Genomic DNA, 26540 nt, shown 5'->3' on the forward strand with positions numbered 1-26540 from the left:
TGGGGCGTGATTCTCCGTAATGAGGGCCGGAGGTGCCGGGAATAGAGGTGAAAAATAATCGCGTTCGCTTTTATCGCATTCCCCGGGCCGGTGGCCGTGCCCCGCCCGGAATGCGCCGGGCCCCCCGCCGCCCCCTTCCCGGACGGCCTCCCGGGTGCGGCGCCAGGGGCCGTGGGGCGGGTGGGGCTCGTGGGACTGATGGGGCTTATGGTGCGGAAGTGACGGGACTGATACCCGGATACGTGACATACCCGAAATGTTGTGCGCAATGATGGGTTCGCCACTGCTGATGGGCTGGGTGCCGCTGCGACATGGCGGTACGACCTTGGCGCGAGCCCCTGGAGACCGCATGTCCCGACCGTTGATCGGTATCACCACCTACTTCGACGCCGCCCGCTGGGGCACGTGGGTCCGCGAGGCCGTGCTCTCGCCGCCCGCTTACGCGAAGTCGGTGGACAAGGCGGGGGGCGCCCCCGTGCTCGTCCCCCCGCTCAGCCTGGGGGCCATCGACGGCTACGTCCGTGGCCTCTCCGGCCTCATCCTGGCCGGCGGCGTGGAGGTCGACCCCGGCGCCTACGGCGAGGAGCGCGACGAGCGGGTCGAGGAGCCCCAGCCCGCGCGCGACCGGTTCGAGATCGGGCTCGCCAGGGCCGCCGTGCAGGCCGGCATCCCGGTCCTCGGCGTCTCGCGCGGCATGCACGTCCTGAACGTCGCCCTGGGCGGGAACCTGATCCGGTGGCTCCCCGAGGCGGTGCACCACGAGCGGCACGCCGCGAGCGCCCCGCACGTGATCCAGATCAGCGTGTCCAGCAAGGTGGGCAAGGCGGTGGGCGACCGCATCGAGGTGGCCACCCCCCACCACCAGGCGCTCAAGCGGCTCGGCGAGGGCTTGCTGGCCGTCGCCTGGGCCGACGACCAGATCGTCGAGGCCGTCGAGCTGCAGGGCCACCGCTTCTGCGTGGGCGTCCAGTGGCACCCCGAGCGCGGGGAGGACAACCGCCTCGTGGACGCCCTGGTCGAGGCGGCCATGCCGTAGGGAGCGGGCTCAGAAGCTCCTCGGCAGGCCGAGCACCTGCGTGGCCAGGTAGTTGAGCAGCAGCTCCTCGGTGACGGGCGCGACCCTGCCGATCCGGGCGTCGGCCAGCAACCGGGCCACCGGGTACTCCAGCGAGTACGCCATCCCGCCGTGCGTCTGGAAGGCGTGGTCGGCGGCCTCCCAGGCCACCTGCGAGGCCGTGAGCTTGGCGATGTTGGCCTCGGTGCCGCACGGCAGCTGGCGGTCGAACAGCCACGCCGCCTTGTACAGCATCAGCCTGGCCAGCTCGATCTTCGCCTTGACCTGCGCGAGCGGGAAGGCGATCGCCTGGTTGGCGCCGATGGGCCGGCCGAACACCTGGCGCTCCTTGGCGTAGGCGACCGCGACCCGCAGCGCCACCTCGGCCCCGCCCAGGGCGCTGGCGCCCAGCAGGACGCGCTCGGGGTTGAGGATGTCCCACAGCACGGCCGCGCCCTGGTCGGCCTGCCCGAGCACGCTGGTGGCGGGCACCCGCAGGTCGTCGATGAAGACCATGTTCGAGGGGGTGGTGTTGGCGCCCATCTTCGGGATCGGCCGGTAGGACATCCGGCCCGCCGCCACCGCCTCGGGCACGTTCACCAGGAACACCGTGAGCCCGTTGGTGCGCGGCCGGGCCTCGGCCGCCGGGATCGTGCGGGTGACCAGCAGCATCCACGTCGCCCGCTGGACGCCGGTGATCCAGATCTTCTGGCCGTTGATCACGTACTCGCCGCCGTCGCGGCGCGCCGAGGTCGTGATGGCCAGCGAGTTGGACCCCGCGTCCGGCTCGGTCAGCGCGAAGCAGGTCTCCACCTCGCCCGCGGCGAGCCTCGGCAGCAGTTCGGCCCGCTGCTCGGCCGAGCCGTGCCGGGCGATCGTCATCGCGCCGAAGCCGGGCGTCAGCACGTAGGTGAACGCCGACCCGCCCGCCGAGCCCGAGGCCGACAGGGTCTCGGTGGCCACCGCCAGCTCCAGCAGGCCCTGGCCGCCGCCGCCGTACTCCTCGGGCACCGCCAGGCCGAGCCAGCCGCCCTTGGCCAGCTCGGCCCACACCTCCTCGGGCCAGCGCTTCTCGGACTCGCACCGCTGCCAGTAGTCCATGTCGTAGCGCGAGCAGATGTCGCCGATGCCGCGCCGCACGTCCAGGGCGCTCTCGGGAAGCGTGAAGTCCACCGTGTCTCTCCGTTCGTCGGCGCTGCGGGCGGTGCGTCGCGGCGCCATGGTAGAACGTGGTTCGGTCGAGCGCGCGGTTCAGTGGCGCGGACGCCGGGCGTGGTACACGAAGGCCGGGGGCACGTTGCCCCACACCGTCCTGCTCGGCACGACCTCCTCGAAGGACTCCAGCAGCCGGCGGCGGAATCGCATCGCCGGCGGCAGCGTGCGCGCGTGCACGTAGGCGAACGTGGTGAACGCCCCCGCGGGCGCGAGCACCTGGCGGATCGCCTCCAGCAGCCGGTCCTGGAGCCCGCCGGGGAACGCCGCCCAGGGCAGCCCGCTGACCACCACGTCGGCCCGCTCCAGCCCGTCCTTGGCCAGCAGCGCGGGGAGGTTCACCGCGTCGGCCACGACGACCTTGGCCCCCGGATGGCGGTCGGCGAGCCGCGCGGCGAGCGCGGGGTTGATCTCGACGGCCAGGTGGTGCCCCCGCCCGCCGAGCCGGCGCTGGATCTCGGCGGTGAAGACCCCCGTCCCCGGGCCGAGCTCCACGACGACGGGGTCCCCCCGTTCGGGGACGGGCGAGGTGACGACCCTCGCCAGGCGTTGTGAGCTGGGCAGGACCGCCCCGGTGGTGCCGGGCGACCGCACGAACTGCCCGAAGAAGAGCGTTGCGTCATTGGCCATGGCACTGACCCTAAAGAACAAAACGGTCCACTCGCGTCTGACGTACGGCCGATCTCGTGGGTCCCCCGGAGGCCGCCCGCTCCTCCCCGGGGACGATGGTCCCCGCCCCGGAGGGGCCCCTGCCGGCCCGGGCGCCTCGTCGTCCCAGGATATGACGCGATACCGGGCTCCTCCCCAGCGCCGTACGGCGGCGTACCCGGGTAGGGTCGGCACCAGGATCACGAGGGGAGTCACGGGTGGAATCGGCTGAGGACCGCATCTGGACGGTTCCGAACGCGCTGAGCCTGCTGCGGCTGCTCGGCGTGCCGGTGTTCCTGTGGCTGGTGCTCGGGCCCAAGGCCGACGCGTGGGCCCTCGCGCTGCTGCTGGCGGCGGGCTTCTCCGACTGGCTGGACGGCAAACTGGCCCGGGCGTGGAACCAGACCAGCAAACTGGGCAGGCTGCTCGACCCGCTGGCCGACCGGCTCTACATCCTGGCCACGCTGATCGGGCTGACGCTGCGCGAGGTCATCCCCTGGTGGCTGACCGCCGTGGTCGTCGCGCGGGACGTGGTGCTGCTGCTCGGCGTCCCGGTCCTGCGCAGGTACGGCTTCGGCCCCGCCCTGCCGGTGCACTTCCTCGGCAAGGCGGCGACGGCCAACCTGCTCTACGCCTTCCCGCTGCTCTTCCTGGCCTCCCACGACGGCTGGTACGCCGACGTGGCCCGGATCCTGGGATGGGCCTTCGTCATCTGGGGAACAGGTCTTTATTGGTGGGCGGGGGCGCTGTACGTGGTTCAGGGGCGCCGGCTCATCGGAGGGGCGAGCCGGGCATGAGCGATCGTGGGGCCGCCCCGGCGGATCCCCACGGCGACTGCCCGCGCGAGCGCGACCGTGCGCCCACCGTGTCGGAACAGCCGGAGGGTGATCTGTGAAGGCCGTCGTGATGGCGGGCGGTGAGGGCACTCGGCTGCGGCCGATGACCGCCAACCAGCCCAAACCCCTGCTCCCCGTAGTCAACCGGCCGATCATGGAGCATGTGCTGCGCCTGCTGAAGCGGCACGGCTTCACCGAGACCGTCGTCACCGTCCAGTTCCTCGCCGCCCTGGTGCGCAACTACTTCGGCGACGGCGACGAACTGGGCATGAGCCTGCACTACGCCACCGAGGAGATCCCCCTCGGCACGGCGGGGAGCGTGAAGAACGCCGCCGACAAGCTGCGCGACGAGCGCTTCCTGGTGATCTCCGGCGACGCGCTGACCGACATCGACCTGACCGACATGATCAGGTTCCACGAGGAGAACGGCGCGATGGTCACCATCGGGCTGAAACGCGTCCCGAACCCCCTGGAGTTCGGGATCATCATCGTCGACGAGCAGGGCCGGGTGCAGCGCTTCCTGGAGAAGCCCACCTGGGGCCAGGTGTTCTCCGACACCGTCAACACCGGCGTGTACGTGATGGAGCCCGAGGTCCTGGACGAGGTCGCCCCCGGCGTGCCGGTCGACTGGTCCTCGGACGTGTTCCCCAAGCTGCTGGCCCGCGGCGCCCCGCTGTACGGCTACGTCACCGGCGGCTACTGGGAGGACGTCGGCACCCACGAGAGCTACCTGAAGGCCCAGGCCGACGCCCTGTCGGGCCGGGTGCGGCTGGACGCCGACGGCTTCGAGCTCTCCCCGGGCGTCTGGGTCGCCGAGGGCGCCTCGGTCGACCCCGACGCCATACTCAAGGGCCCCCTGTACATCGGCGGGTACGCCAAGGTCGAGGCGGGCGCCGAGATCCGCGAGTACACCGTCATCGGCGACAACGTGGTGGTCAAGGAGGGCGCCTTCCTGCACCGCGCCGTCGTCCACGACAACGTCTACATCGGCCCGAGCGCCCACCTGCGCGGCTGCGTGATCGGCAAGAACACCGACGTGATGACCGGCGCCCGCATCGAGGAGAACGCCATCGTCGGCGACGAGTGCGTGATCGAGGCCGAGGCCTACGTCTCCTCCGGCGTCAAGATCTACCCCTTCAAGACCATCGAGGCCGGCGCGGTCGTCAACACCAGCGTCATCTGGGAGTCGCGCGGCCAGCGCAGCCTGTTCGGCCCGCGCGGCGTCTCCGGCCTGGTCAACGTCGAGATCACCCCCGAGCTGTGCGTGCGCCTGGCCAGCGCCTACGCCACGACGCTGAAGAAGGGCGCCTCGGTCATCACCTCCCGCGACTCCTCGCGGGCGGCCCGCGCCCTCAAGCGCGCCGTCATCAGCGCCCTCACCGCCAGCGCGATCAACGTGCTCGACCTGGAGGCCACCCCGCTGCCGGTGGCGCGCTTCCACACCTCCAACGAGACCGCCTCGGGCGGCATCGCGCTGCGCACCACCCCGGGCGACCCCCAGAGCGTCGACATCATCTTCATGGACGAGAACGGCGCCGACCTGTCCCAGGGCGCCCAGCGCAAGCTGGAGCGCGTCTTCTCCCGCCAGGAGTTCCGCCGCGCCTTCCCCGGCGAGATCGCCGAGCTGAGCTTCCCCGCCAGGGCCGTGGAGGACTACACCCGCGAGCTGCTGCGCTGGATCGACATGTCCGGCGTGCGGGACGCCGAGATGAAGGTCGTGATCGACTGCGCGGGCGGCACCTCCTCGCTGGTGCTGCCGAGCCTGCTCGGCCGGGTCGGGGTGGACGTGCTCACCGTCAACAACCGCCTGGACGACGCCTCGCCGACCGAGACGCTCGCCGAGCGCCGCAGGGACCTCCAGCGCCTGGCGGAGCTCGTAGGGTCCTCCAGGGCCGCTTTCGGCGTGCGTTTCGACCCGGTGGGGGAGCGCATCTCCCTGGTCGACGAGATGGGGCAGCTGATCAGCGAGGAGCGGGCGCAGCTCGTCGTGCTCGACCTGGTGGCCGCCGAGCGCCGCGGCGGCCGGGTGGCCCTGCCGGTGACCACCACCCGGGTGGCCGAGCAGGTGTGCCGCTTCCACGGGGCGCAGGTGCAGTGGACCTCCACCGCCCTGGACGCCCTGACCTCCGCGGCCGCCGACCCCGAGCTGATCTTCGCGGCGGACGGGCGCGGCGGCTTCATCGTCCCGGAGTTCGCCCCGACGGTGGACGGCCTGGCGGCCTTCCTGCGCATCCTCGGGCTGGTGGCGCGCACCCGGCTGTCGCTCAGCCAGATCGACGCCCGCATCCCGCAGGCCAAGATGCTCAAACGCACCGTCCCTACCCCCTGGGCGGCCAAGGGGGCGGTCATGCGCTCGGTGGTGGAGGCCGCCGACGGGTACGACCTGGACACCACCGACGGGGTGCGCGTGGTGGAGGAGGACGGCGGCTGGGCGCTGATCCTGCCCGACCCCACCGAGGCCGTCACCCACCTGTGGGCCGAGGGGGACGACCTCGACATCGCCCAGGGGCTCCTGGAGCGCTGGGCACGCGTCGTGGAGCAGGCCGTCGGCACCTGACCCCGGCCGCGTCCCGGCACCGGCCGGGGGCCGCGCTCCGGCACCGGCCGTGCCGGGCCCACCGCGGCCCTCGGCCGGGTCCGGCCAGGGACCCGGGCCCCGTTCTGCCACGAACCACCCTTTTCCGGTCACAATCGAACGGCGCGCCGCATGGACCGGAGGGCGGCGTGGGCGGTAGCTTTGGACCGGCGCGGCGAGCCGGGCCGGAAGGAGCGTGGGCGAGCACCGTCAGGAACGTACGCGAGCCCCCGCCACCGAGTACCCGAGCGAGCCCTGCCAGTAGCATGTCCGAACACGTGAGCCTGCCCTCATCTTGACCTTTGCGACTCATCAGCGTAAGTTGCGGCATTCGCAGTCTGAGCAACTATGAGAAGCGAAGATCCGAGGCACGCCGCCCAAGCACCGTCGCCGCGACTTCGCGGTAGGAGGCCGAGCCGATCGATGCCGAGCGTCTACTGCACGCAGTGCGGTCATGCCAACCCTGACGACGCCCGTTTCTGCTCACGGTGCGGGTCGCCGCTGAATCGTGTCGAGACTACGCCGGGGGACACCACCTCCACGATCTCCCTCAGCGGGATCGAGGCGATGGACGGCGACGCGACAGGACAGACGCTCATACCCGACCGGGCGGCCGTCGACCAGTTGCCGCCCGGGACGGCCCTGCTGGTCGTGATGCGGGGCCCGAACGCCGGAAGCCGCTTCCTGCTCGACAGCGAGCTCACCACGGCGGGGCGCCACCCCGAGAGCGACATCTTCCTGGACGACGTGACCGTCTCGCGCAGGCACGCGGAGTTCTACCGGCGGGGTGACTACTTCACCGCACGCGACGTCGGCAGCCTCAACGGCACCTACGTCAACCGCGAGCGCATCGAGGAGCAGCCCCTGACGGGCGGCGACGAAGTCCAGATCGGCAAGTTCCGGCTGGTGTTCCTCACGCGTGGGTGAGGAGGAGCGGTGATGGGCGCGCAGGCGGCCAGGGCGTTCATGAGCATCGGGGAGGTCCTCGAGATCCTGCGGGGCGACTTCCCCGACGTCACCGTCTCCAAGATCCGCTTTCTGGAGGGCGAGGGGCTCATCGAGCCCCAGCGCTCCCCGTCGGGGTACCGCAAGTTCACCCACGCCGACGTCGAACGCCTGCGCTACATCCTCACCGCCCAGCGCGACCGCTACCTGCCGCTCAGGGTGATCAAGGACCACCTGGAGACCGAGGAGGCCGGGGGGCCGCACGCCACCCGGCCCCGGTCCCTCGGGGTCGACGCGTCCCCGGAGGTCCGGCTGAGTCGCGCCGAGCTGCTGCGCGCCGCCGGCGTCGACGAGGAGACCCTCGTGGAGCTGGAGGACTACGGCCTGCTGGCCCCGGTCGCCCGGTGGTACGACGCCGAGGACCTCGCCGTGGCCAGGACCTCGGGCGCGCTGTCCAGGTTCGGCCTGCACCCCCGCCACCTGCGGGTGCTCAAGGCCGCCGCCGAGCGCGAGGCCGGGCTCGTGGAGCAGGCCGTGGCGCCGCTGCGGCGCCGCCGCGCCCCGGGCGCGGCCGACCAGGCCGAGGAGACCGCCAAGGAGCTCTCGGTCCTGCTCCTTGAGCTGCACACCGCCCTGGTGCGGGGCGGTCTGAGGGGCATTCTGGGCCGCTGACGGAGGCGCCCGGACAATTCGGGGTGCGGGGATGTTACGTTGAATTTTGCGGCGATGGTCACGCCGCGAGCCGGGAGCCGCAAAGGAACAGGCCCGGAGCGGGCCGGTGACCCAATGAGACGGAGCAGCCTGTGTTGCAGATGGAGGTCGTGGGGGTTCGTGTAGAGATGCCCTCCAACCAACCCATCGTCCTGCTCAAAGAGGCGAAGGGTGAGCGTTATCTGCCTATCTGGATTGGGATGACCGAGGCCACGGCCATCGCTCTGGCGCAGGCGGAGGAGCCGCCTCCCCGGCCGCTGACCCACGACCTGTTCAAGGACGTGGTCGAGGCCCTCGGGGTGCGGTTGCAGACGGTCAACATCGTGGCGCTGCGTGACGGCATCTTCTTCGCCGACCTGGTCTTCTCCAACGGGGTCGAGGTGAGCGCGCGCCCGTCGGACTCGATCGCGCTGGCGCTCCGCACCGGCGCCAGCATCTTCGCGAGCGAGGACGTCGTGCGCGAGGCCGGCGTGATCATTCCCGACGACCAGGAGGACGAGGTCGAGAAGTTCCGCGAGTTCCTCGACACGATCACGCCGGAGGACTTCGGCCGTGCCGGTTAGCCATATCGGGCATTTACGCTTCACGACGCGCCGAGCGGGATCGTTGACTGAGGATCGCGCCAGTCCTACGGTGCAAGGGAAACCACGGTTGTAATTCGCGAACCCCCAGATCAGACCGTGGGATGAGAGAAAGCCGGAGGTCCGCAGTGGCGGTCAGCAGCGGCGAGGGAAAGACGGCCGGCCAGCATGATCCGGCCCAGCGCCAGTCGGCGCGGGAGCGCGCGGGTGAGCAGGGCCTGTTGTTCGACGAGCGGCCATCGTCGCTGCCCGCCGACGTGGGATACCGCGGCCCGACCGCTTGCTCGGCGGCCGGGATCACCTACCGCCAGCTCGACTACTGGGCACGCACCCAGCTCGTCGAGCCGTCGGTCCGGGCGGCGCACGGTTCGGGATCGCAGCGGCTCTACGGCTTCCGCGACATCCTCGTTCTGAAGGTGGTCAAGCGCCTGCTCGACACCGGGGTGTCGCTCCAGCAGATACGCACCGCCGTCCATCATCTGCGCGAGCGCGGGGTCAACGACCTGGCGCGGATCACCTTGATGAGCGATGGCGTGAGCGTCTACGAGTGCACCTCGGCCGACGAGGTGATCGACCTGCTCGAGGGCGGCCAGGGCGTGTTCGGCATCGCCCTCGGCGGCGTGTGGCGTGAGGTCGAGGGATCCCTCGCGGAGCTGCCGGGGGAACGGGTGGAGCCGGCCGTCAGGGACTCCGAGGAGCACCCCGGTGACGAGCTGGCTCGGCGCCGCAAGGCCCGCAAGACGGGCTGACCCCCACCACGGGCAGGGGTGGGGACGGTAGGGCGGGGCTCCAGAAACGGTAGGGCGGGGCTCCAGAAGGAGCCCGGGCATACGCGGATGAACCGGGCAAAGCCGCAGGTCAGGGTAAGACCCGGCAAAACCGGAGGATAGGGGTAGCCCCTTACGTGGGGCGAGAAGGTACCATTGGCGCAAGGCTTATGACCCTGTGCGGGAGAGTCCAGGGCACGGGCCGGCGCCGCGCTCCACGTGGCGCCGGTGAGTGACCCCGGCGCCGAAGGAGCAACCTCCCCGGAATCTCTCAGGCCCACGTACCGCACGGGTGAGGCGACTCTGGAAAGTAGACGTGCCCGCCAGGCGTGTCTCACCGACGGTGCAAATCCCCCGTACTGGGATGAAGCTCTCAGGTCGCGACGAGAAGGTCGCGCTGACAGAGGGGGAGACCCGGCATACGCGCGCGCCCAGTCTCTACCCCCTTCAGGAGGGCCCCATGACCGATCGGTCACCGCTCCGCGACCTTTTCGCCCCGCCCTTCGCCACCCGGCACATCGGCCCGGCGGACGCCGAGCAGGCCCGCATGCTGGAGGCCGTCGGCTACGAGTCGATCGCCGACCTGATCGCCGTGGCCGTGCCCGAGGTGATCCGCTCCCAGGGCCCGCTCGACCTGCCCGAGGCGGCCGGCGAGGCCGAGGCCATCGCCGAGCTGCGCGCCCTGGCCGGCCGCAACCAGGTGCTCACCTCGATGATCGGCCTGGGCTACCACGACACGATCACCCCCGCGGTCATCCGGCGCAACCTGCTGGAGAACCCCGGCTGGTACACCGCCTACACCCCCTACCAGCCGGAGATCTCGCAGGGACGCCTCGAGGCCCTGCTGAACTTCCAGACCGTGATCAGCGACCTGGCCGGGCTCGACGTCGCCGGAGCCTCGCTGCTCGACGAGGCCACCGCTGCCGCCGAGGCGATGACGCTCGCCCGCCGCGCCGGCCGCGTCAAGGCCCCGGTCTTCGTCGTGGACGCCGACGCCCTGCCGCAGACCAAGGCGGTGCTGGCCACCCGCGCCGAGCCGCTCGGCATCGAGCTGGTGGAGGCCGACCTCGCCCAGGGGCTGCCCGAGGGCGAGCTGTTCGGCGTGCTGGTCCAGTACCCCGGCGCCAGCGGCAGGATCGCCGACTTCCGTGACCTGGCCGCGCGGGCCCATGAACGCGGCGCGCTGGTGGTCGCCGCCGCCGACCTGCTCGCGCTGACGCTGGTCGAGGCGCCCGGCTCGCTGGGCGCCGACATCGCGATCGGCTCCTCCCAGCGGTTCGGGGTGCCCTTCGGGTTCGGCGGGCCGCACGCCGCGTACATGGCCGTCCGCGACGGGCTCCAGCGGCAGATGCCCGGCCGCCTGGTCGGGGTGTCGCAGGACGCCGACGGGCACCCGGCCTACCGGCTGGCCCTGCAGACCCGCGAGCAGCACATCCGCCGCGAGAAGGCCACCAGCAACATCTGCACCGCGCAGGTCCTGCTCGCCGTCATCGCCGGCATGTACGCCGTCTACCACGGCCCCGAGGGACTGCGGCGCATCGCCCAGCGCGCCCACCGGCACGCCGCCCTGCTCGCGGCCGGCCTGCGCGAGGCCGGCGTCCAGGTCGTGCACGACGAGTTCTTCGACACCGTGCTCGCACGCGTCCCCGGCGGCGCCGCCGCCGTCGTCGCGGCGGCCCGTGACCGGGGCGTCAACCTGCGCCTCGCCGACGCCGACCACGTGGGCGTCACCTGCGACGAGAAGACCACCGCCGGCGACCTCACGGCCGTCTGGGAGGCCTTCGGGGTCACCGGCGTCGTGCTGGACGACCTGGACACCGCCACCGCCGACGCGCTGCCCGCCGGGCTGCTGCGGACCACCGGCTACCTCACCCACCCGGTGTTCCACTCCCACCACTCCGAGACCGCGATGCTGCGCTACCTGCGCAGGCTCCAGGACAAGGACATCGCGCTCGACCGGTCGATGATCCCGCTGGGCTCCTGCACGATGAAGCTCAACGCGACCACCGAGATGGAGCCGATCACCTGGCCCGAGCTGGCCGGCATCCACCCGTACGCGCCGGTCGACCAGGTCGGCGGCTACCTGCGCCTGATCGAGGACCTGGAGGGCTGGCTGGCCGAGGTGACCGGCTACGACGCGGTGTCGCTGCAGCCCAACGCCGGCTCCCAGGGCGAGTTCGCCGGGCTGCTGGCCATCCGCGCCCACCACCGCGCCAACGGCGAGCACGAGCGCGACGTGTGCCTGATCCCCTCCTCGGCGCACGGCACCAACGCCGCGAGCGCCGTCATGGCGGGCATGCGGGTCGTCGTGGTCGCCTGCGACGACCAGGGCAACGTCGACGTCCCCGACCTCCGCGCCAAGATCGACAAGCACCGCGACCGGCTGTCCGCGATCATGGTGACCTACCCCTCCACGCACGGCGTGTTCGAGGAGACGATCACCGAGATCTGCGACCAGGTCCACGAGGCCGGCGGGCAGGTGTACGTCGACGGCGCCAACCTCAACGCGCTGGTCGGGCTGGCCAAGCCGGGCTCGTTCGGCGCCGACGTGTCCCACCTGAACCTGCACAAGACGTTCTGCATCCCGCACGGCGGCGGCGGCCCCGGCGTCGGCCCGGTGGCCGTCCGCGCCCACCTGGCCCCCTACCTGCCCGGGCACCCGCTGGAGGACTCCCCGGTCGGCCCGGTCGCCGCCGCGCCGTACGGTTCGGCGGGCATCCTGCCGATCTCCTGGGCCTACGTCAGGATGATGGGCGCCGAGGGCCTCAAGGCGGCCACCGAGCAGGCGATCCTGTCGGCCAACTACCTGGCCAGGCGGCTCGCCCCGCACTACCCGGTCCTCTACACCGGCCGCGAGGGCCTGGTGGCCCACGAGTGCATCGTCGACCTGCGCCAGATCACCAAGGACACCGGCGTCACCGTCGACGACGTGGCCAAGCGGCTCGTCGACTACGGCTTCCACGCACCGACCATGTCGTTCCCGGTGGCGGGCACCTTGATGATCGAGCCGACCGAGAGCGAGGATCTCGCCGAGCTCGACCGGTTCTGCGACGCGATGATCGCCATCCGGGAGGAGATCGCCAAGGTCGCCTCCGGGGCCTACGACAAGACCGACAACCCGCTGCGCAACGCCCCCCACACGGCCGACTGCCTGGTCGCCGACGACTGGGCCCACCCCTACACCCGCACCGAGGCCGCCTACCCCGTGCCCGCCCTGCGCGACGCCAAGTACTGGTCGCCGGTCCGCCGCATCGACCAGGCGTACGGCGACCGCAACCTGGTCTGCTCCTGCCCGCCGCTGGAGGCATACGAAGACTAGGCGACGACCCTCGGACGCCCGTCCGGATCGGCATAATATGTCGCGCGCGACGGCGCGCCCGCGTCGCGAGGCCCGGGAGTCCCCCTATGCGGAGAAGAGGTCTCGATGGCGGCCCACGAGGTCAGGTCCGGGCGGCGCATCGAGGACGCGCGGCGGCTGGCCGAGAGCGGTGAGCTCGACGCGGCGGCCGAGATCTTCGCCGAGCTGGCGTCCGACGAGCGGGAGGCCGACCGGGCCCAGGCCGCCGTCGGCCTGGCCGTCGTGCTGGAGCAGAGCGGTGACGTGACCGGTGCCAGGGCCGCCGCCCGCGTCGCCCTGGCCACCGGGCATCCGGAGTACGCCGCCCAGGCGGCCTGCCACCTCGCGCGCGGCTTCGAGCGCGACGACATGACCGATCAGGCCCGCGCGGCCTGGCAGGCCGTGATCGGCGTCGGCACCCCCGCCTACCTGCCGGCCGCCCACCTGGCCTTGGCGCGCATCGCCGTCCAGCAGGGGGACGACCGGGAGGCCGAGGCGTCCCTGCGCGCCGCCCTGGCCACCCGCGACGGCGGCGCCGCCTCCCTGGCGGCGCAGCGCCTGGCGGAGTACCTGCTCGGCGAGGGCGAACCGGGGGAGGCCGCCGACGTGCTGATCGAGGCGCTGGACATCCCCGACGTCACCGACGCCGGGCGGTTGCGCGTCCTGCTCGGCATCGCCCACCTGGACATGGCGTGCGGCCAGTTCGCCGCCGCCGTCGAGAGCGGCACCACCCCCGCCGAGGACGGCCCGCCCCCCGTCGAGCACGACGAGGACCCCTACGGCGACGCGGGCCAGGGGGACGCGGGCCACGGAGGCGCCGGCCAAGGAGACGTCGGCCAGGGAGGCCCCGGGGGCGGGGGCCTGGACGCCGGCGGCGCCGCCCTGGCCATCGAGCTGCTGGCCCGCGTCCTGCCCTTGCGCGGGCGCGACGACGACGCCGAGGCGGTGTGGGCCTACGGCCTCGACCACCCCGACCCGGACGTGGCCGACCAGGTCCGCCGCCGCCTCCACCGCGCCGGCCCCCCACCAGAGCCGACCCTCGGCTGACGACGTCGGCCCCCGCCCCCGCGCCGGGCGGTCTAGGCGAGGCCGACGGTGACCGTGTTCGAGGCGCCGCCGCGGTCCGACAGGCGGGCGAAGGTCAGTGACAGGCGTGAGCCGGTCGTGGCGCCCGTCAGGCGGGGGTGCCCCCGGAGCACCGCGGCCACCGGCCGGTCCCAGGTCACGGTCAGGTCGGCGAGGTCGCGCCGGGGGTCGGACACCGACACCGTGGCCGTGCCGTCGCCGTGCTCCCTGACCAGGACCGCGCACGGCGCCGAGGCGCCCAGGCCGCCGGCGGCGCCGGCCTGCCAGAAGTTGACGGCGGTGAGGCCGAGGGAGGGGACCTGAACGCCCTGCGCGCGGGCGGTGTTGGCGGTCACGCGCGCCCAGCCGGGCTCGGCCGCGCGGGCCCGCGTCGCGGCCAGGGTCGCGCCCGGCAGCAGCAGGTAGACGTACCCGGCCGCGACGGGGTCGGTGCCGTGGTCGAGCCACAGGGTCACGTAGCCGCGCGTCACCGGGGGCGCCCCGCCGGTGCGCTCCCCGCGCGCGGTGCGCAGGCTCGGGCGGCCGGGCAGGACGTAGCCGCCGTGCCCGGGGAGGTGCGCCCACCCCGCCGCCCGGTCGACGGTGAGCCGCGCGCCGGCCCTGCGGTTGTCCACGATGGTCTCGACCGGCACGCCGTCCCCGCCGGTGATCCCGGCGCCCAGGCAGACCACCGCGTCGTCCAGGAAGAACCAGGACTTGAAGGCCTCCATCGTGCTCTCGAAGCCGTACAGGTGCTGGCCCGCCGCCCCGTACACGCCGTCGGTGACGCCGCCCGCCCAGCGGGCCGGCGGGCAGGTGCCGCCCCACGCGGGGCCCGCGCCGTCGGCCAGGCGCCGGGTGGAGACCGTGGTGCCCGGCAGGCGGTAGGGGTCGACGGTCGGCCAGAAGGAGTCGGAGTACTGGTCGCCGTGGCCCCCGGCCCACCAGTAGAGCATGCCCGACCCGGTGTGCCAGCCGCGCGGGTTCTCGCCGTTGCCGTGCTCGTAGTGGCAGATCCGGCTGGACGCCATGCTGAGCGCCGCGCACCAGCCCGGCCGGCGGTGGACGGCGCGGGCGCTCATCGCCGTCATCCGGTGCCCGGCGGGCTCGGCCGCCGCGGGGACCGCGTCGTCGGCCAGGATCGCGGCGAGCCGGGCGTGGAACGCCAGGTCGGTACGCCCGGCCTCCGCCGCCATGGGCCGGGTGGTGTTCCGCGCCGCCCACCCCTTGACCATGGCCTGCCAGCGGGCCCGCTCGGGGGCGGAGGCGCTGTCGCCGAGCAGCAGGACCGCGGCGGCGATCTCCCGTCCCCGCCGGTGGTCGCCGTACGGCTCCCGGGTGACCGCCCGGCCGCGGACCAGGTCCATGCAGGCTCCGTCGTGGACGAACGGGGCGAACGACCGCTCCACCATGTCGAAGATCCGCTGGTCGGTGACCTGCCACGGCGAGCCGCGCAGCACCGCGAACAGCGTCGCCAGCCCGGTCAGCAGTACCGCCCCGTACCCGCCCTGGTAGGGGACGGTCGAGTGCTGGAGGTAGGAGCCGTCCCGGTAGAACCCGTCACCCTCCGACACGCAGGGGAACACCGGCGCCAGCGCCGAGACGGCCCGCGCGGCCCCCTCCGGGTCCGACGCCAGCATGGCGCGCAGCAGCCGCACCACGCACAGGTCCACGCGGTTGGCGCCGGTACTGGTGCCGCCGTAGTCGTCCAGCCGGCATTCGGGGACGAAGTGGTCCACGGCCTCCAGCAGCGCCGCGTTCCGCGTGCCGCCCAGGTGCGGGCCGATCAGCACGGCCGCGTCCAGGAGCGCCTTGGGGACGCCGATCTGCCAGGGCCACCAGTTGCCGGTCTGCTCGGCGCCCGCCGCGTACACCCGCCGCCGGTAGTGGTCCAGGCCGGCGGCGACGGCCAAGGCCAGCCCCGCGTCCCCGGTCAGGCCGGTGCCCGGCAGCACGTACGCGCGGGCCATGTCCCGCAGCCGCGCCGGGGTCCGCTCGAACGAGGGGAACGCCAGGCCCGGCCACAGCGAGCCGGCGGCCGGCGCCATGGTGTCGCGGAGCCCGGCCGCCGCCGCGCCCAGCTCCGCGAGCCGGGTGCGGTACGGCTCGGCCGACGCGTCGAACCCCGCCCCGGCCGTCACCTCCCGCCAGCGGCGGCGCAGCGGCACGAAGGAGTCGTCGGGCGCGTGCGCGGCCCGCGCCGGGAACAGCCCGCCGAGCGCCCCGGCCGCCGCCAGGGCGCCGAACCGCAGGAACGACCGCCTCGGTGAGCCACCCACACCCGAATCATCCCGCGAAACCACCCACCCGGCCCCCGGCGACCGTGGAGGACCTGCCGGCGGCTCCCGGGAACGCCGACCCGGCCGCCTGTCCGGGACGACGTCCGCACGCCAGGTCGCCTCCACGACATCGCCGGGCCGGGTCTCCTCGCGCTCAGGGCGGGACGGGCACGTCCGGCCGGGCGGGGTTGCCTTGACGTGGGTGGCAACGTTCTAGCGTGGCGGCGGCGCGGGGGAGCCGGGGTCCCGCGCCGGCGCGTGGCGGGCCCGCGACGCGGCCACGTACCGGTGCCCGGGCGGTCGCCGCGCCGTCCGGCTGGAGGACCGACGATGAAGTTCGCGATCAGCTACAACACCGCCCACTACGGCACCGACCCGGACAGGCTCATCGCCTACGCCCGGCATGCCGAGGACTGCGGCTTCGAGGCGCTCTACCTGCCCGAGCACATCGCCCTGTACCCCGGCGCGAGCCTCGGGTCCTTCGAGATCCCGCCCTCGCTGCCCTACGCCGACCCGCTCGACTGCCTGGGCCTCGCCGCCGCCGCCACCCGGCGGATCCTGCTCGGCACGGGCGTGCTGTTGCTGCCGTACCACCACCCGGTGGTGCTCGCCAAGCGGCTGGCGACCATCGACGTGCTGTCCGGGGGGCGGATGCGGCTGCTGACCGTGGGTCTGGGCAGCCTGCCGGGGGAGGCGCGGGCGATGGGCGTCGACTTCGCCACCCGGGGCCGCCGCGCGGATGAGGCGATCGACGTGATGCGGCTGCTCTGGGCGGGCGGCGAGGAGGGCGTCGGCTTCGCGGGGGAGTTCTTCTCCTTCGAGGCCCTGTGCAGCTTCCCCAAGCCCCTCGGGGTCGCCCACCTGCCGATCCACGTCGGCGGGTCGAGCCGGGCCGCCGCCCGCCGGGCCGGGCGACGCGGCGACGGGTACTTCCCCGGCGGCATGCTCACCCCGGCCGAACGGGCGGCTCAGCTCGACCTCGCCCGCGCGTCCGCCACCGAGGCCGGCCGCGACCCCGGGGCGCTGGAGTACACCCGCTGGGGATCACTGGACATGACCCCCGGACAGGTCGAGGACCTGGCCGCCCAGGGCGTGACCCGCCTCGTCCTCGGCGGACCTCCCACCCCCGACCCCTCCCACCACCACGACGCCCTGTCGACCTTCGCCACCCGCTTCGCCCTCTGAGGGGCGAGGTCAGTGCGAATGCATTTTCTCGTGGGCCTGTTCGAGGGTGGATCCGGCGAGGACGGCGGCGACGCTGCCGGTGAAGTTGGCGCACGCGAGGATGTCCTCGTGCGGGCAGGCCAGGCCGTGGGCGATGGCGGTGCGTGCCGCCTGGGTCTGGGCGATGCGCCGGTCGAGTTCGGTGAGCTTGCGCCGGTACAGCTCGCGCCAGTCGTCGTCGCCGGCCAGCAGGCGGGAGGTGACGAACACCTTGACCTCCCGCAGCGTGAAACCGGCGTCGCGCAGCAGCAGCACCACGCCGACCGTCTCGATCGCCGAGGGCGGGTAGCGCCGCTGTCCTGAGACCCGGGCGGGCGCCGGCAGCAGGCCGAGTTCCTCCCAGTAGCGCAGGGCGGAGGTGGCGACACCGGTGCGGCTCGCCAGTTCGCCGATCGTCAGCTGTTCGTCCATTGACTTCAAGCGTACTTGAAGCCGTTGACTGGCGATCATGCGGCTGACAGGCACGACCCTCAAGCAACGCGTGATCAGGAAACTGGTGGGCCAGGCGCACCGCCCCCGGGGTGTCACCCGGCGGGCACGCTGTCATGACCGGCGGGGAGGGGTCAGCGGCGGCGGCGGCCGAAGGCGGCGGCGACGTTGACCAGGATGATGCCGGTCCAGGCGAGGAACAGCCCGGCCGGGCCCGCCTGGGTGGCGGCGATCGCCGTCAGCGGGATGCCGATGCCCAGCGACCCGAGCGCGATCGGGATGGTGCCGTCCACCTGCTTGGCGGCCTTGCCCTGGCCCTGGTGCTGCCCGGTGAAGGGCGCGCCCTGGTGCCCGTAGCCGTTCTGGGCCGCCACTTCTGAACGCACCCGCGTGTCGATCGCGGCGTCGATCTTCTCGATGAAGGACTCGATCAGCGCGTGCTCGTAGTCGGGGCCGAGCTCGCGCCGGGCCTCGACGGTCGCGCGCAGCTCATCACGGGGGAGGGTGTTATCCGGCACCCTCCCAATGTGGCACGGCGCGCGGGCGCTCACATCCCCCGGGAGTAGGAGACGCGTCGTCCGCCGGTACGGTGTTCGGCATGCGGATCGTGACGGCGCGCGGGCCGGCGATCGTGGAGGTCGACCAGGCGGCCGACCCACGGTTCCTGCTCGTGCTGACCCACGGATCGGCGGGGGGAGTGGAGGCGCCCGACCTGCTGGCGGTCCGCGACGCGGTGATCGCGATCGGCGGGACGGTCGCGCGGGTCATGCAGCCGTTCCGGGTCGCCGGCGGGCGCGCGCCGGGGCCGCCGGCCGGGCAGGACGAGGCGTGGACCACGCTGGTGGCCAAGATCCGGAAACGGTATCCCGGCCTGGCCCTGGTGCAGGGCGGCCGGAGCAACGGGGCACGGGTGACCTGCCGGACGGCGCGCGCGGTGGGGGCCGAGGCGGTGGTGGCGCTGGCGTTCCCCCTGCACCCGCCCGGGAGGCCGGAGCGCTCGCGCGCTGCTGAGCTGCGCGAGGCGGGTGTCGACGTGCTGGTGGTCAGCGGTGGTCGCGACCGCTTCGGGGTGCCCGAAGCGGCGGACTCGGCCCGCCTGGTAGTGCTCCCCGCTGAGGGTCATGACCTCAGCAAAAACCCCGCCCAGGTGGGCGAGGTGGTGGCCAACTGGCTCTGCCCCCGGTTCCGCTGATCTCAGGCCGCGCTGACGGCCAGGTCGGTGGGTCGGTGCGGCGCGATCACCGCGCCGTTGGGCAGGAGCTCCCCGGTGTCCTCGAAAAGCACGATGCCGTTGCACAACAGGCTCCACCCCTGCTCAGGGTGGGCCGCTATCGTGCGGGCGGCTTCGCGGTCCGGCGCGGAAGTGCTCGGACAGGACGGCTCATGCGGGCACATCGGCGTGCCTCCGGTTTTCTCTCTCGGTCTGGTGCTCGGCCGGGAGACACCGGTGCCGGCGGCACTGCCCGGCCGATTCCCCCACTCCCCGTCGGACGGGGACGAGCGCTGTGTGAATGACGTGTGCGCTACCGCACACCTACAAGAGTAAGTGTGCTGCGGGTCACACGCGGGCGACATAGCCCGTTAGGACGATTTCGATCCTTCGAACAGGGGGTCCGAGGGGGGCCCAAAGGGCTGGTTCAGTGGTGTGACCTGCGACACAAGCGTGTCTCACCGAAGATAACGGTCCAAGCACGACTCGCCGCCGAACTGATAAACGATAGGTTACGTACGCGCAATGCCCCTGAGCAGGGCGTCCAGGCCGCGCTCGAAAGCGGCCACGGCCTCCTCGTCCGGCTCCGGGCCCGGGGCCGCCGCGCCCGCCCCCGTGTCGCCATCCCCTATCGCCGCCCAGCCCGACCGCTGGATCTCCACCGCGACGCTGCCCATCACGTACGCGCGCAGCGTCCGCACCGCCTCGGCCGCGTCGCCGAGCCCCGAGGCCGACAGCTGCTCGGCCTGTTCCCGGATCGCCGCCAGCGCGGTGCCCTGCGGCGGTTTGGTGAGGGCCAGCGCGAGCACCCCGGGGTGCGCCAGCAGCGCGGCCCGCCCCGCCCGCGCCCAGGCGCGGGCCAGCTCGGCCCAGTCGCCGGTCGAGGGCCGCTCGACGGTGACCGTGGTGACGTGCTCGGCGAGCGCGTCCATGAGGGCCTCCTTGCCGCGCGGCAGGTGGTGGTAGATCGCCATCGCCTCCACCTGCAGGGCGTCGCCCAGCCGCCGCATGGTCAGGCGCCGCAGCCCCTGGCCGTCGGCGATGTGCAGTGCGGCGTCGATGATGCGCTCGCGGGACAGGGGGACGGGAGGTCGCTTCGCCGGCATAGAAGCATGATCCAGACGATGGATTACTTTGTAAAGGGCGCCACGCCGTACCGGCGGCCCCACCTGCCCCCGGGGCGCGTACGCTATGGGCGTGCGACCTCCGCCGGACCATCGGCGGCGCGGCGAGAAGGGGCGGCAGATGGCGTTTTTCCGACCGGGCGTGAGCCGGGAGGCGGAGGTCAGGCACCACGCCGACCAGGAGGTCGGCAGGAGCTTCGAGGAGCTGCTCGGCCGGGCGCGCGAAGCGGAGCGCGAGCTGCGCCGCCTCCAGGCCGCCCGCTCCGGCGCCGCGGAGCTGCGGGCCGCGGGGCTCGCCTTCGACCGGGCGCTCACCGAGGCCCTGCGCTCCGCCGAGGCGGCCCGGCGCGCGGTCTTCGGCGTCAAGGCCTACGACGACCGCATCCGGCGCCGCAAGGGCGTCGCCACCCCCGACGGCGCGCGGTGGACCGCCGAGGTCGACCGGCTCCGCACGCTGCGCGAGGAGAACCGGCTGACCGGCATCCCCCGCGTGCCGCGCCCCTTCGCCCCCGCCCGCTGAGGAGGGGGACGGCGGGGCGGGCGGGTCAGCTCGCCCAGTCGAGCAGGGGACGGGTGTTGCTCGGGTGCCGCAGCTTGGAGAGGGACTCCTTCTCCAGCTGCCGGATCCGCTCCCGGGTCAGCCCCAGGTGCTTGCCGATCTCGTCGAGGGTGTGCGGCTTGCCGTCGACGAGCCCGAAGCGCAGCGCCATGATCTTGGCCTCGCGCGGGGTCAGGTTGCCCAGCACCCCGCGCAGCTCGGCGCCGAGCAGCTGGCGGTCCACGACCTCGGAGGCCTCGGGGGCGTCCACGTCCTCGATGAGGTCGCCGATGGTCGTCTCGCCGTCCTCGCCGATGGTGGCGTTGAGGCTGATCGGCTGGCGGCTGGTGCGCAGCAGCTCCTCGATCTGGTCGGGGGTCTTGTCGAGCTCCACCGCCAGCTCCTCGGGGGTGGGCTCGCGGCCCAGGCGCTGGTGCATGTCCCGCTCGATGCGCGACAGCTTCGACAGCAGCTCCAGCACGTGCACCGGCAGCCGGATCGTGCGGGCCGAGTCGGCGAAGCCGCGCTGGATCGCCTGCCTGATCCACCACATGGCGTAGGTCGAGAACTTGTAGCCCTTGGAGTAGTCGAACTTCTCCACCGCGCGGATGAGCCCGAGGTTGCCCTCCTGGACCACGTCCAGCAGCGCCATGCCGCGGTCGGTGTACTTCTTGGCCACCGAGACGACCAGGCGGAGGTTGGCCTCCAGCATGTGGTCCTTGGCGCGGCGGCCGTCGGCGGCCACCCACTCCAGGTCGGCGCGCCGGGCGGGGGCGGGGGACTCGGTCTCCAGCTTGTGCTCGGCGTACAGGCCGGCCTCGATGCGCTTGGCCAGCTCGACCTCCTCCGCCGCGGTCAGCAGCGTGCGGCGGCCGATCGACTTCAGGTAGGTGTGCACCGAGTCGCCCATGACCGAGGACTGGTCGTCCAGGTCGAAGGTCTCGCTCTGGACCTCCTCGGGCTCGCTCCCGCCCTCCTCGCCCTCGGCGGGCTCGTCGTCGCGGTCGGCGGGCTTGGCGGCCACCGGCGCGGCCTCGGCCGTCTTGCGCGTGCCTCGGCGGGCCGCGCGCCTGGGGCGGGGCTCGGCGGTCTCCTCGGGGGAGCCGGGGGCGTCCGCGGGGGTGATGGTGGTGCCGGTCATGGGGCTCTTCGTGGTGGTCTTCATGGTGGTGCTCTTACGGGTCTTCCCGGTCCGGCCGCCGGAGCCGAGTACGGGCTCGTTCTCCGCGGCGAGGCGCACGCCGGCCTCGGAGAGCTCGCGCAGGATGGAACGTCCCTTGGCCGGGCTGATCTGGGCCGAGGAGAAGGCCTCGCGCAGTTCCGCGAGGGAAAGGTGACCTTGGGCTCGCCCTCGGTCGAGGACCTGGGCGAGGGACGTCGGGGTCGCCTCGCGCTCAGTCGAGGTCGCCACGGCGGTTCGGGGCATGAGCACACCTCCTCCGTCACGGAGTCGTCTTTTCGGTCGATGGGATGGCGCGGCGTTCGGCGTTCGGCGCACCAGTATCAATAACGCCGAGCGGCGTCTTTTGTTCCCGTGGACTCCATGACCATTGCGAAATCCTTCCTGATCGTCGGGCTCGTCGTGCCTGGTCGTCACCCTCTTCCCGAGATCGCCCGTTCCACACGAGATCATCGGCCCGGCACGCCGAGAGGCGGGCCGCCGTCCGGCGACCCGCCTCTGGAAAGCCCGCTGGCCCGGGCTACTTCTTCGGCTTCTTCTCCCCGGTGATGACCGGGATCGGGAGCGGCTCGGCGTTCTCCATGCGCTTCTCGGTCCAGAACTCCGCGACCTTCTTCGGGTCGGGGTTGATGTCGTCGTTGGTCACGACGAAATCCTTCGGCGCCCGCGTGGGCTCGGCGTTCGCCGAGACCTCGGGGCCGGGGATCTGGCCGGGGGCCTCGCCTGGGCCGTAGGTCTTGGTGACGGCCGTCTCCTGGCTGACCTCGCCGGTCTTGTCGCCCCGTCCCGACGCCGCGGCCGCCGCGACGGAGATGCCCCCGGCGAGGACCACTCCCACCACTCCGGCGGAGATCCACATCTTGCGGGTTGGGTTCATCAAGGCGTCCTTCCTAGATCCAGATGTCTGTATGACGCGCCGGACGCGACTTCCGGTTCCCTTGACGGCACATTGTGGTCAAGAACCATCCGCTATGCCAGCAAACCCGGAAATATCCCGGCGGATGGCTACAAGATCATGCTTGCCGTTGGGCAGCACCGGCAACCGGTCCCGCAGCGCCAGCGCCCGGGGGGCCGCGTACCCCGGCAGGAGCCCCTTCACCAGGGCGCGCAGCTCGCCGAGCGCCGGCGGGTCGGCCGGGTCGGCCGCCACCACCACCGCCACGACCTCCTCGCCCCACTCCGGATGCGGGCGGCCGACCACCACCGCCTCCCGCACCGCCGGATGGCCGGCCAGCAGCCCGGCCACCGACCCGGCCACCACCTTGCGCCCCCCGGTGTTGATCACGTCGTCGGACCGTCCGAGCACCCGCAGCCGCCCCCGCGCCAGCACGCCGAGGTCGGAGGTGGCGAACACGCCGCCGGACAGGACCCCGGCCGTCAGGTCCGGCCGCAGCCGGTACCCCGAGAAAAGCACCGGCCCCGACACCCGGACCCGCCCGTCCGCGCCCACCTCCACGCCCACCCCGTCCAGCGGCACCCCGTCGTAGACGCACCCGCCGCACGTCTCGCTCATCCCGTACGTCGTGACCACCCGCGCCCCCGACCCGCGCGCCGCGTCCAGCAGGCCGGCGGGCGCGGCGGCGCCGCCGAGCAGGATCGTCCCGAACGCCGACAGGTCCGCGCCGTGGTCGATCATGCGCCTGAGCTGCGTGGGGACCAGGGACACGTGGTCGGCCCCGCTCGCGGCCACCGCGCCGGGGGAGAAGCGCTCGTGGATCATCGGCTCCGAGCCGCTCAGCAGCGCGCGGACCAGCACCTGCAGCCCCGACACGTGCGAGGGCGGCAGGCAGCACAGCCACCGCTCGCCCGGCCCGGCCGACAGCCGCCGCAGCGAGGCCGACGCCGAGGCGACCAGCGCGGCGGCCGGCAGCTCCACCCCCTTGGGCGGCCCCGTGGAGCCGCTCGTCGCGATGATCACCGCGGTGCCGCCGTCCGCGGGCACCCCCTCAGGACGGGTACGCACCCCGCCGGGGGTGACCACGTGCGTGGGCCGCAGCGCCTCCAGCGCGGACGACAGCGCGGGGGCGGGCAGGTCGGGCGGCAGGGGGAGCACGGCGGGACCCGAACCGAGCACCGCCTCGCGAACCATGTCGAACAGGGCCGGACCAGGAGGTAGCACCACCGCATGCACAGGACGCTCACTCACGGTCGTAAGGTTAGTCCCGTCGGAGGCGGCCCCCCGCCGGTGACCTCGGCCGGGGCGACGCGCAGGTGAGTGAGGAGCGAAGTGACCGTGAGCACTGTCGACTGGAAGCGGTCGGGTGACTACGAGGACATCATCTACGAGACCGCCGAAGGCATGGCGAAGATCACGATCAACCGCCCGGAGCGGCGCAACGCCTTCCGCCCCACCACGCTGTCGGAGCTGCAGCACGCCTTCACCAGCGCGCGCGACGACGGCGAGGTCGGCGTGGTCATCCTCACCGGCGCCGGCACCGAGGCGTTCTGCTCGGGCGGCGACCAGAAGATCCGCGGCGACGACGGCTACATCGGCCCCGACGGCATCGGCCGGCTGAACGTGCTCGACCTGCAGGTCCAGATACGCCGCCTGCCCAAACCGGTCATCGCCATGGTCGCCGGGTACGCCGTGGGCGGCGGCCACGTCCTGCACGTCTGCTGCGACCTGACCATCGCCGCCGACAACGCCATGTTCGGCCAGACCGGCCCCAAGGTCGGCTCCTTCGACGGCGGCTACGGCGCGTGGCTGCTGGCCGAGACCGTCGGGCTGAAGAAGGCCCGCGAGATCTGGTACCTGTGCCGGTTCTACAACGCCGAGGAGGCCCTCGGCATGGGCCTGGTCAACAAGGTCGTCCCGCTCGAGGAGCTGGAGGCCGAGACCGTCCAGTGGTGCCGGGAGATGCTCGACAAGTCCCCCCTGGCCCTGCGCATGCTCAAGGGCGCGATCAACGCCGTCAGCGACGGCGCCGCGGGCATGCAGCAGTTCGCCGGCGACGCCACCCTGCTCTACTACATGAGCGAGGAGGCGCAGGAGGGCCGCGACGCCTTCAAGGAGAAGCGCCGCCCCGACTTCTCCCGCTTCCCGCGCCGCCCCTAGATGAGGTCTCTCCCCGTTCCCCTGATCACGCGCGCACCCAGGCGGCCGGCCCCGGCGGAGGGCGGGTGAACCCCGCCACCGCCCTGTCCGGCGTCCTGCTCGACGAGCTGGTGCGCTGCGGGCTCACCGACGTGGTGCTGGCCCCCGGCTCGCGCTCGGCGCCGCTGGCCATCGCCGCCCACGGCGACTCGCGCGTCCGCCTGCACGTCCGGATCGACGAGCGCTCGGCGTCGTTCCTGGCGCTCGGCCTTGCCCGCAGGTCCGGCCGGCCGGTCGCCCTGGCCTGCACCTCCGGCACCGCCGCCGCCAACTTCCACCCGGCGGTGATCGAGGCCCACGAGTCCGGCGTCCCGCTGCTGGTCCTGACCGCCGACCGGCCCCCCGAGCTGCGCGCCACCGGCGCCAGCCAGACCATCGACCAGATCAAGCTGTACGGCGACGCGGTCCGCTGGTTCTGCGAGGTCGGCGCCCCCGAGGAGCGGCCCGGCCAGGTCGCCTACTGGCGGTCCCTGGCCTGCCGCGCCTACCAGCGTGCCCTCGGCCCCGGCGACGCCGGCCCGGTCCACCTCAACCTCGCCTTCCGCGAGCCGCTCATCCCCGACGGCGACTCCTCCTGGTGCGAGCCCCTGGACGGCGACGCCGCCGGCCCCTGGGTACGGGCCCGCGTCGCGTCCCCCTCGTCGGGCCTGCACGTCTCACCCACGCGCAGGGGCGTGCTGGTCGTCGGCGACGGCGCCGTCAACGTGCGGCGCCACGTCGCCGCCGCGAACATGGCCGGCTGGCCGGTGCTGTCGGAGCCCACCGGCGGCGGCCGGTACGGCGACCACGCCGTCTCCGCCTACCACTTCCTGCTCGGCACCCCCGAGTTCGCCGACGCCCACCGGCCCGACGTGGTGGTGACCCTCGGCCGTCCGAGCCTGTCGCGCCCGCTGCTGTCGTGGCTCAAGCACGCGGGCGAGCACATCGTCGTCGCCTCCGACCTCACCCGCTGGCCCGACCCCACCCGCTCGGCCACCCAGGTCGCCGAGGCCGTGGAGATCGCCGTCGCGGCCGGCGACGACACCTGGCTGCGGTCCTGGCGCGCCGCCGACGCCGCCGCCCGCGAGGCCGTGGACGCCGTGCTGGACGACTCGGGCATGAGCGAGCCGCGCCTGGCCCGCGACCTGGCCGAGGCGCTGCCGAACAACGCCCTGCTGTTCTGCGGCTCCTCGATGCCCATCAGGGACCTGGACCAGGCCATGCGCCCCCGTCGCGGCCTGCGCCTGCTCGCCAACCGCGGCGCCTCGGGCATCGACGGGCTGGTCTCCACCGCGATCGGCGCCGCCCTGGCCCACAACGGCCCCTCCTACGCGCTGCTCGGCGACCTGACCCTGCTGCACGACCAGAACGGCCTCATCCTCGGGCCGCGCGAGCCCCGGCCCGACCTGTGCCTGGTCGTCGTCAACAACGACGGCGGCGGCATCTTCTCCCTGCTGCCGCAGGCCGCGCTGCCCGACTCCTTCGAACGCGTCTTCGGCACCCCGCACGGGGTGGACCTGTCGTTCCTGGCGGCGGCCACCGGCACCCCGTACACCCTGCTGTCCTCGATCGAGGACCTGCCGAAGGCGATCAGGGGCGGCGGCGTGCGCGTCGTCGAGGCCAGGACCGATCGCGAGGAGAACGCCCGCGTGCACGTCGCGATGCGCGAGGCCGCCCAGAAGGCGGTCCGCGCGCTGTCCTGAAGATCGGCGGTCCCGCCGTACGGGCCCAACTCACGACATAGGGTGTGAG

The 26540-nt window shown here is 73.1% G+C and carries 24 protein-coding genes and 1 riboswitch; of the genes, 14 read left to right on the forward strand and 10 right to left on the reverse strand.

Annotated elements, in window-relative coordinates; genetic code table 11:
* The first annotated feature begins 349 nt into the window (after positions 1–349).
* On the forward strand, positions 350–1036 hold the full coding sequence (locus tag NYZ98_RS00230; RefSeq protein ID WP_262840293.1) for a gamma-glutamyl-gamma-aminobutyrate hydrolase family protein: 687 nt from the start codon (positions 350–352) through the stop codon (positions 1034–1036).
* 9 nt (positions 1037–1045) lie between these two features.
* On the opposite strand, the gene NYZ98_RS00235 is transcribed toward NYZ98_RS00230, so the two are convergent.
* On the reverse strand, positions 1046–2227 hold the full coding sequence (locus tag NYZ98_RS00235) for an acyl-CoA dehydrogenase family protein (RefSeq protein ID WP_262840295.1): 1182 nt from the start codon (positions 2225–2227) through the stop codon (positions 1046–1048).
* 78 nt (positions 2228–2305) lie between these two features.
* The gene (locus NYZ98_RS00240; protein ID WP_262840297.1) at positions 2306–2896 is read right to left on the reverse strand and encodes a class I SAM-dependent methyltransferase; all 591 of its coding nucleotides are present in this window, start codon (positions 2894–2896) and stop codon (positions 2306–2308) included.
* 236 nt (positions 2897–3132) lie between these two features.
* Here NYZ98_RS00240 and NYZ98_RS00245 point away from each other — a divergent pair, with 236 nt between their 5' ends.
* The 8 genes from NYZ98_RS00245 (at position 3133) to NYZ98_RS00280 (ending at position 13713) form a co-directional block, all read left to right on the forward strand.
* On the forward strand, positions 3133–3711 hold the full coding sequence (locus NYZ98_RS00245; RefSeq protein ID WP_262840298.1) for a CDP-alcohol phosphatidyltransferase family protein: 579 nt from the start codon (positions 3133–3135) through the stop codon (positions 3709–3711).
* 94 nt (positions 3712–3805) lie between these two features.
* Positions 3806–6307, forward strand: coding sequence for a mannose-1-phosphate guanyltransferase (locus tag NYZ98_RS00250; RefSeq protein WP_262840299.1), 2502 nt, complete (start codon positions 3806–3808; stop codon positions 6305–6307).
* 441 nt (positions 6308–6748) lie between these two features.
* Complete coding sequence (locus tag NYZ98_RS00255; protein ID WP_262840300.1) at positions 6749–7252, forward strand: FHA domain-containing protein; 504 nt, start codon at positions 6749–6751, stop codon at positions 7250–7252.
* A 12-nt stretch (positions 7253–7264) separates the two neighbouring features.
* Positions 7265–7942, forward strand: a complete 678-nt coding sequence (gene ftsR, locus NYZ98_RS00260) for a transcriptional regulator FtsR (RefSeq protein ID WP_262840302.1) — start codon at positions 7265–7267, stop codon at positions 7940–7942.
* Positions 7943–8073: 131 nt separating this feature from the next.
* Positions 8074–8544: a bifunctional nuclease family protein gene (locus NYZ98_RS00265; protein WP_262840304.1), complete on the forward strand. Its 471-nt coding sequence runs from the start codon at positions 8074–8076 to the stop codon at positions 8542–8544.
* Between the two features lie 146 nt (positions 8545–8690).
* Complete coding sequence (locus NYZ98_RS00270; protein WP_262840305.1) at positions 8691–9311, forward strand: MerR family transcriptional regulator; 621 nt, start codon at positions 8691–8693, stop codon at positions 9309–9311.
* A 189-nt stretch (positions 9312–9500) separates the two neighbouring features.
* Positions 9501–9626, forward strand: a riboswitch (glycine riboswitch).
* Between the two features lie 163 nt (positions 9627–9789).
* A complete protein-coding gene (gene gcvP / locus NYZ98_RS00275; protein WP_262840306.1) occupies positions 9790–12648 on the forward strand; it encodes an aminomethyl-transferring glycine dehydrogenase in 2859 nt (952 codons plus the stop codon).
* A 105-nt stretch (positions 12649–12753) separates the two neighbouring features.
* Positions 12754–13713: a tetratricopeptide repeat protein gene (locus tag NYZ98_RS00280; RefSeq protein ID WP_262840308.1), complete on the forward strand. Its 960-nt coding sequence runs from the start codon at positions 12754–12756 to the stop codon at positions 13711–13713.
* 32 nt (positions 13714–13745) lie between these two features.
* Here NYZ98_RS00280 and NYZ98_RS00285 read toward each other — a convergent pair whose 3' ends face one another.
* A complete protein-coding gene (locus tag NYZ98_RS00285; RefSeq protein ID WP_262840310.1) occupies positions 13746–16010 on the reverse strand; it encodes a polysaccharide lyase 8 family protein in 2265 nt (754 codons plus the stop codon).
* Positions 16011–16340: 330 nt separating this feature from the next.
* On the opposite strand from NYZ98_RS00285, the gene NYZ98_RS00290 reads away from it, so the two are divergent.
* Positions 16341–17195: a TIGR03619 family F420-dependent LLM class oxidoreductase gene (locus NYZ98_RS00290; RefSeq protein WP_262840312.1), complete on the forward strand. Its 855-nt coding sequence runs from the start codon at positions 16341–16343 to the stop codon at positions 17193–17195.
* Between the two features lie 9 nt (positions 17196–17204).
* On the opposite strand, the gene NYZ98_RS00295 is transcribed toward NYZ98_RS00290, so the two are convergent.
* Positions 17205–17645: a MerR family transcriptional regulator gene (locus NYZ98_RS00295; protein WP_262840314.1), complete on the reverse strand. Its 441-nt coding sequence runs from the start codon at positions 17643–17645 to the stop codon at positions 17205–17207.
* 152 nt (positions 17646–17797) lie between these two features.
* Entirely contained in the window at positions 17798–18181 is a 384-nt protein-coding gene (locus NYZ98_RS00300; RefSeq protein ID WP_262840315.1) for a hypothetical protein, read from the reverse strand.
* 80 nt (positions 18182–18261) lie between these two features.
* On the opposite strand from NYZ98_RS00300, the gene NYZ98_RS00305 reads away from it, so the two are divergent.
* Positions 18262–18855 (forward strand): alpha/beta hydrolase family protein, encoded by a 594-nt coding sequence (locus NYZ98_RS00305; protein WP_262840316.1) that lies wholly within the window; start codon positions 18262–18264, stop codon positions 18853–18855.
* A 2-nt stretch (positions 18856–18857) separates the two neighbouring features.
* Here NYZ98_RS00305 and NYZ98_RS00310 read toward each other — a convergent pair whose 3' ends face one another.
* Both NYZ98_RS00310 and NYZ98_RS00315 read right to left on the reverse strand, forming a co-directional pair.
* A complete protein-coding gene (locus NYZ98_RS00310; RefSeq protein WP_262840317.1) occupies positions 18858–19058 on the reverse strand; it encodes a DUF5999 family protein in 201 nt (66 codons plus the stop codon).
* A 327-nt stretch (positions 19059–19385) separates the two neighbouring features.
* Positions 19386–19979 (reverse strand): TetR/AcrR family transcriptional regulator, encoded by a 594-nt coding sequence (locus NYZ98_RS00315; protein ID WP_262840319.1) that lies wholly within the window; start codon positions 19977–19979, stop codon positions 19386–19388.
* A gap of 139 nt (positions 19980–20118) precedes the next feature.
* Between NYZ98_RS00315 and NYZ98_RS00320 the strand changes: the two genes are divergently transcribed.
* Positions 20119–20517, forward strand: a complete 399-nt coding sequence (locus tag NYZ98_RS00320; protein ID WP_262840321.1) for a hypothetical protein — start codon at positions 20119–20121, stop codon at positions 20515–20517.
* A gap of 25 nt (positions 20518–20542) precedes the next feature.
* Here the strand turns inward: NYZ98_RS00320 and NYZ98_RS00325 are convergent, their stop codons facing one another.
* The 3 genes from NYZ98_RS00325 to NYZ98_RS00335 form a co-directional block, all read right to left on the reverse strand.
* Positions 20543–21961, reverse strand: coding sequence for an RNA polymerase sigma factor (locus NYZ98_RS00325; RefSeq protein WP_262840323.1), 1419 nt, complete (start codon positions 21959–21961; stop codon positions 20543–20545).
* Between the two features lie 274 nt (positions 21962–22235).
* The gene (locus NYZ98_RS00330) at positions 22236–22592 is read right to left on the reverse strand and encodes a hypothetical protein (protein ID WP_262840325.1); all 357 of its coding nucleotides are present in this window, start codon (positions 22590–22592) and stop codon (positions 22236–22238) included.
* Positions 22593–22670: 78 nt separating this feature from the next.
* A complete protein-coding gene (locus NYZ98_RS00335; RefSeq protein ID WP_262840595.1) occupies positions 22671–23804 on the reverse strand; it encodes an AMP-binding protein in 1134 nt (377 codons plus the stop codon).
* A 144-nt stretch (positions 23805–23948) separates the two neighbouring features.
* Here NYZ98_RS00335 and menB point away from each other — a divergent pair, with 144 nt between their 5' ends.
* Both menB and menD read left to right on the forward strand, forming a co-directional pair.
* Positions 23949–24770: a 1,4-dihydroxy-2-naphthoyl-CoA synthase gene (gene menB, locus NYZ98_RS00340; RefSeq protein WP_262840596.1), complete on the forward strand. Its 822-nt coding sequence runs from the start codon at positions 23949–23951 to the stop codon at positions 24768–24770.
* Positions 24771–24835: 65 nt separating this feature from the next.
* Positions 24836–26491, forward strand: coding sequence for a 2-succinyl-5-enolpyruvyl-6-hydroxy-3-cyclohexene-1-carboxylic-acid synthase (gene menD, locus NYZ98_RS00345; protein WP_262840327.1), 1656 nt, complete (start codon positions 24836–24838; stop codon positions 26489–26491).
* The last annotated feature ends 49 nt before the right edge of the window (positions 26492–26540 follow it).

Origin of the sequence: Sphaerisporangium corydalis, assembly GCF_025506355.1 — a bacterium.
GTDB classification, from domain to species: Bacteria; Actinomycetota; Actinomycetes; order Streptosporangiales; family Streptosporangiaceae; genus Sphaerisporangium; species Sphaerisporangium corydalis.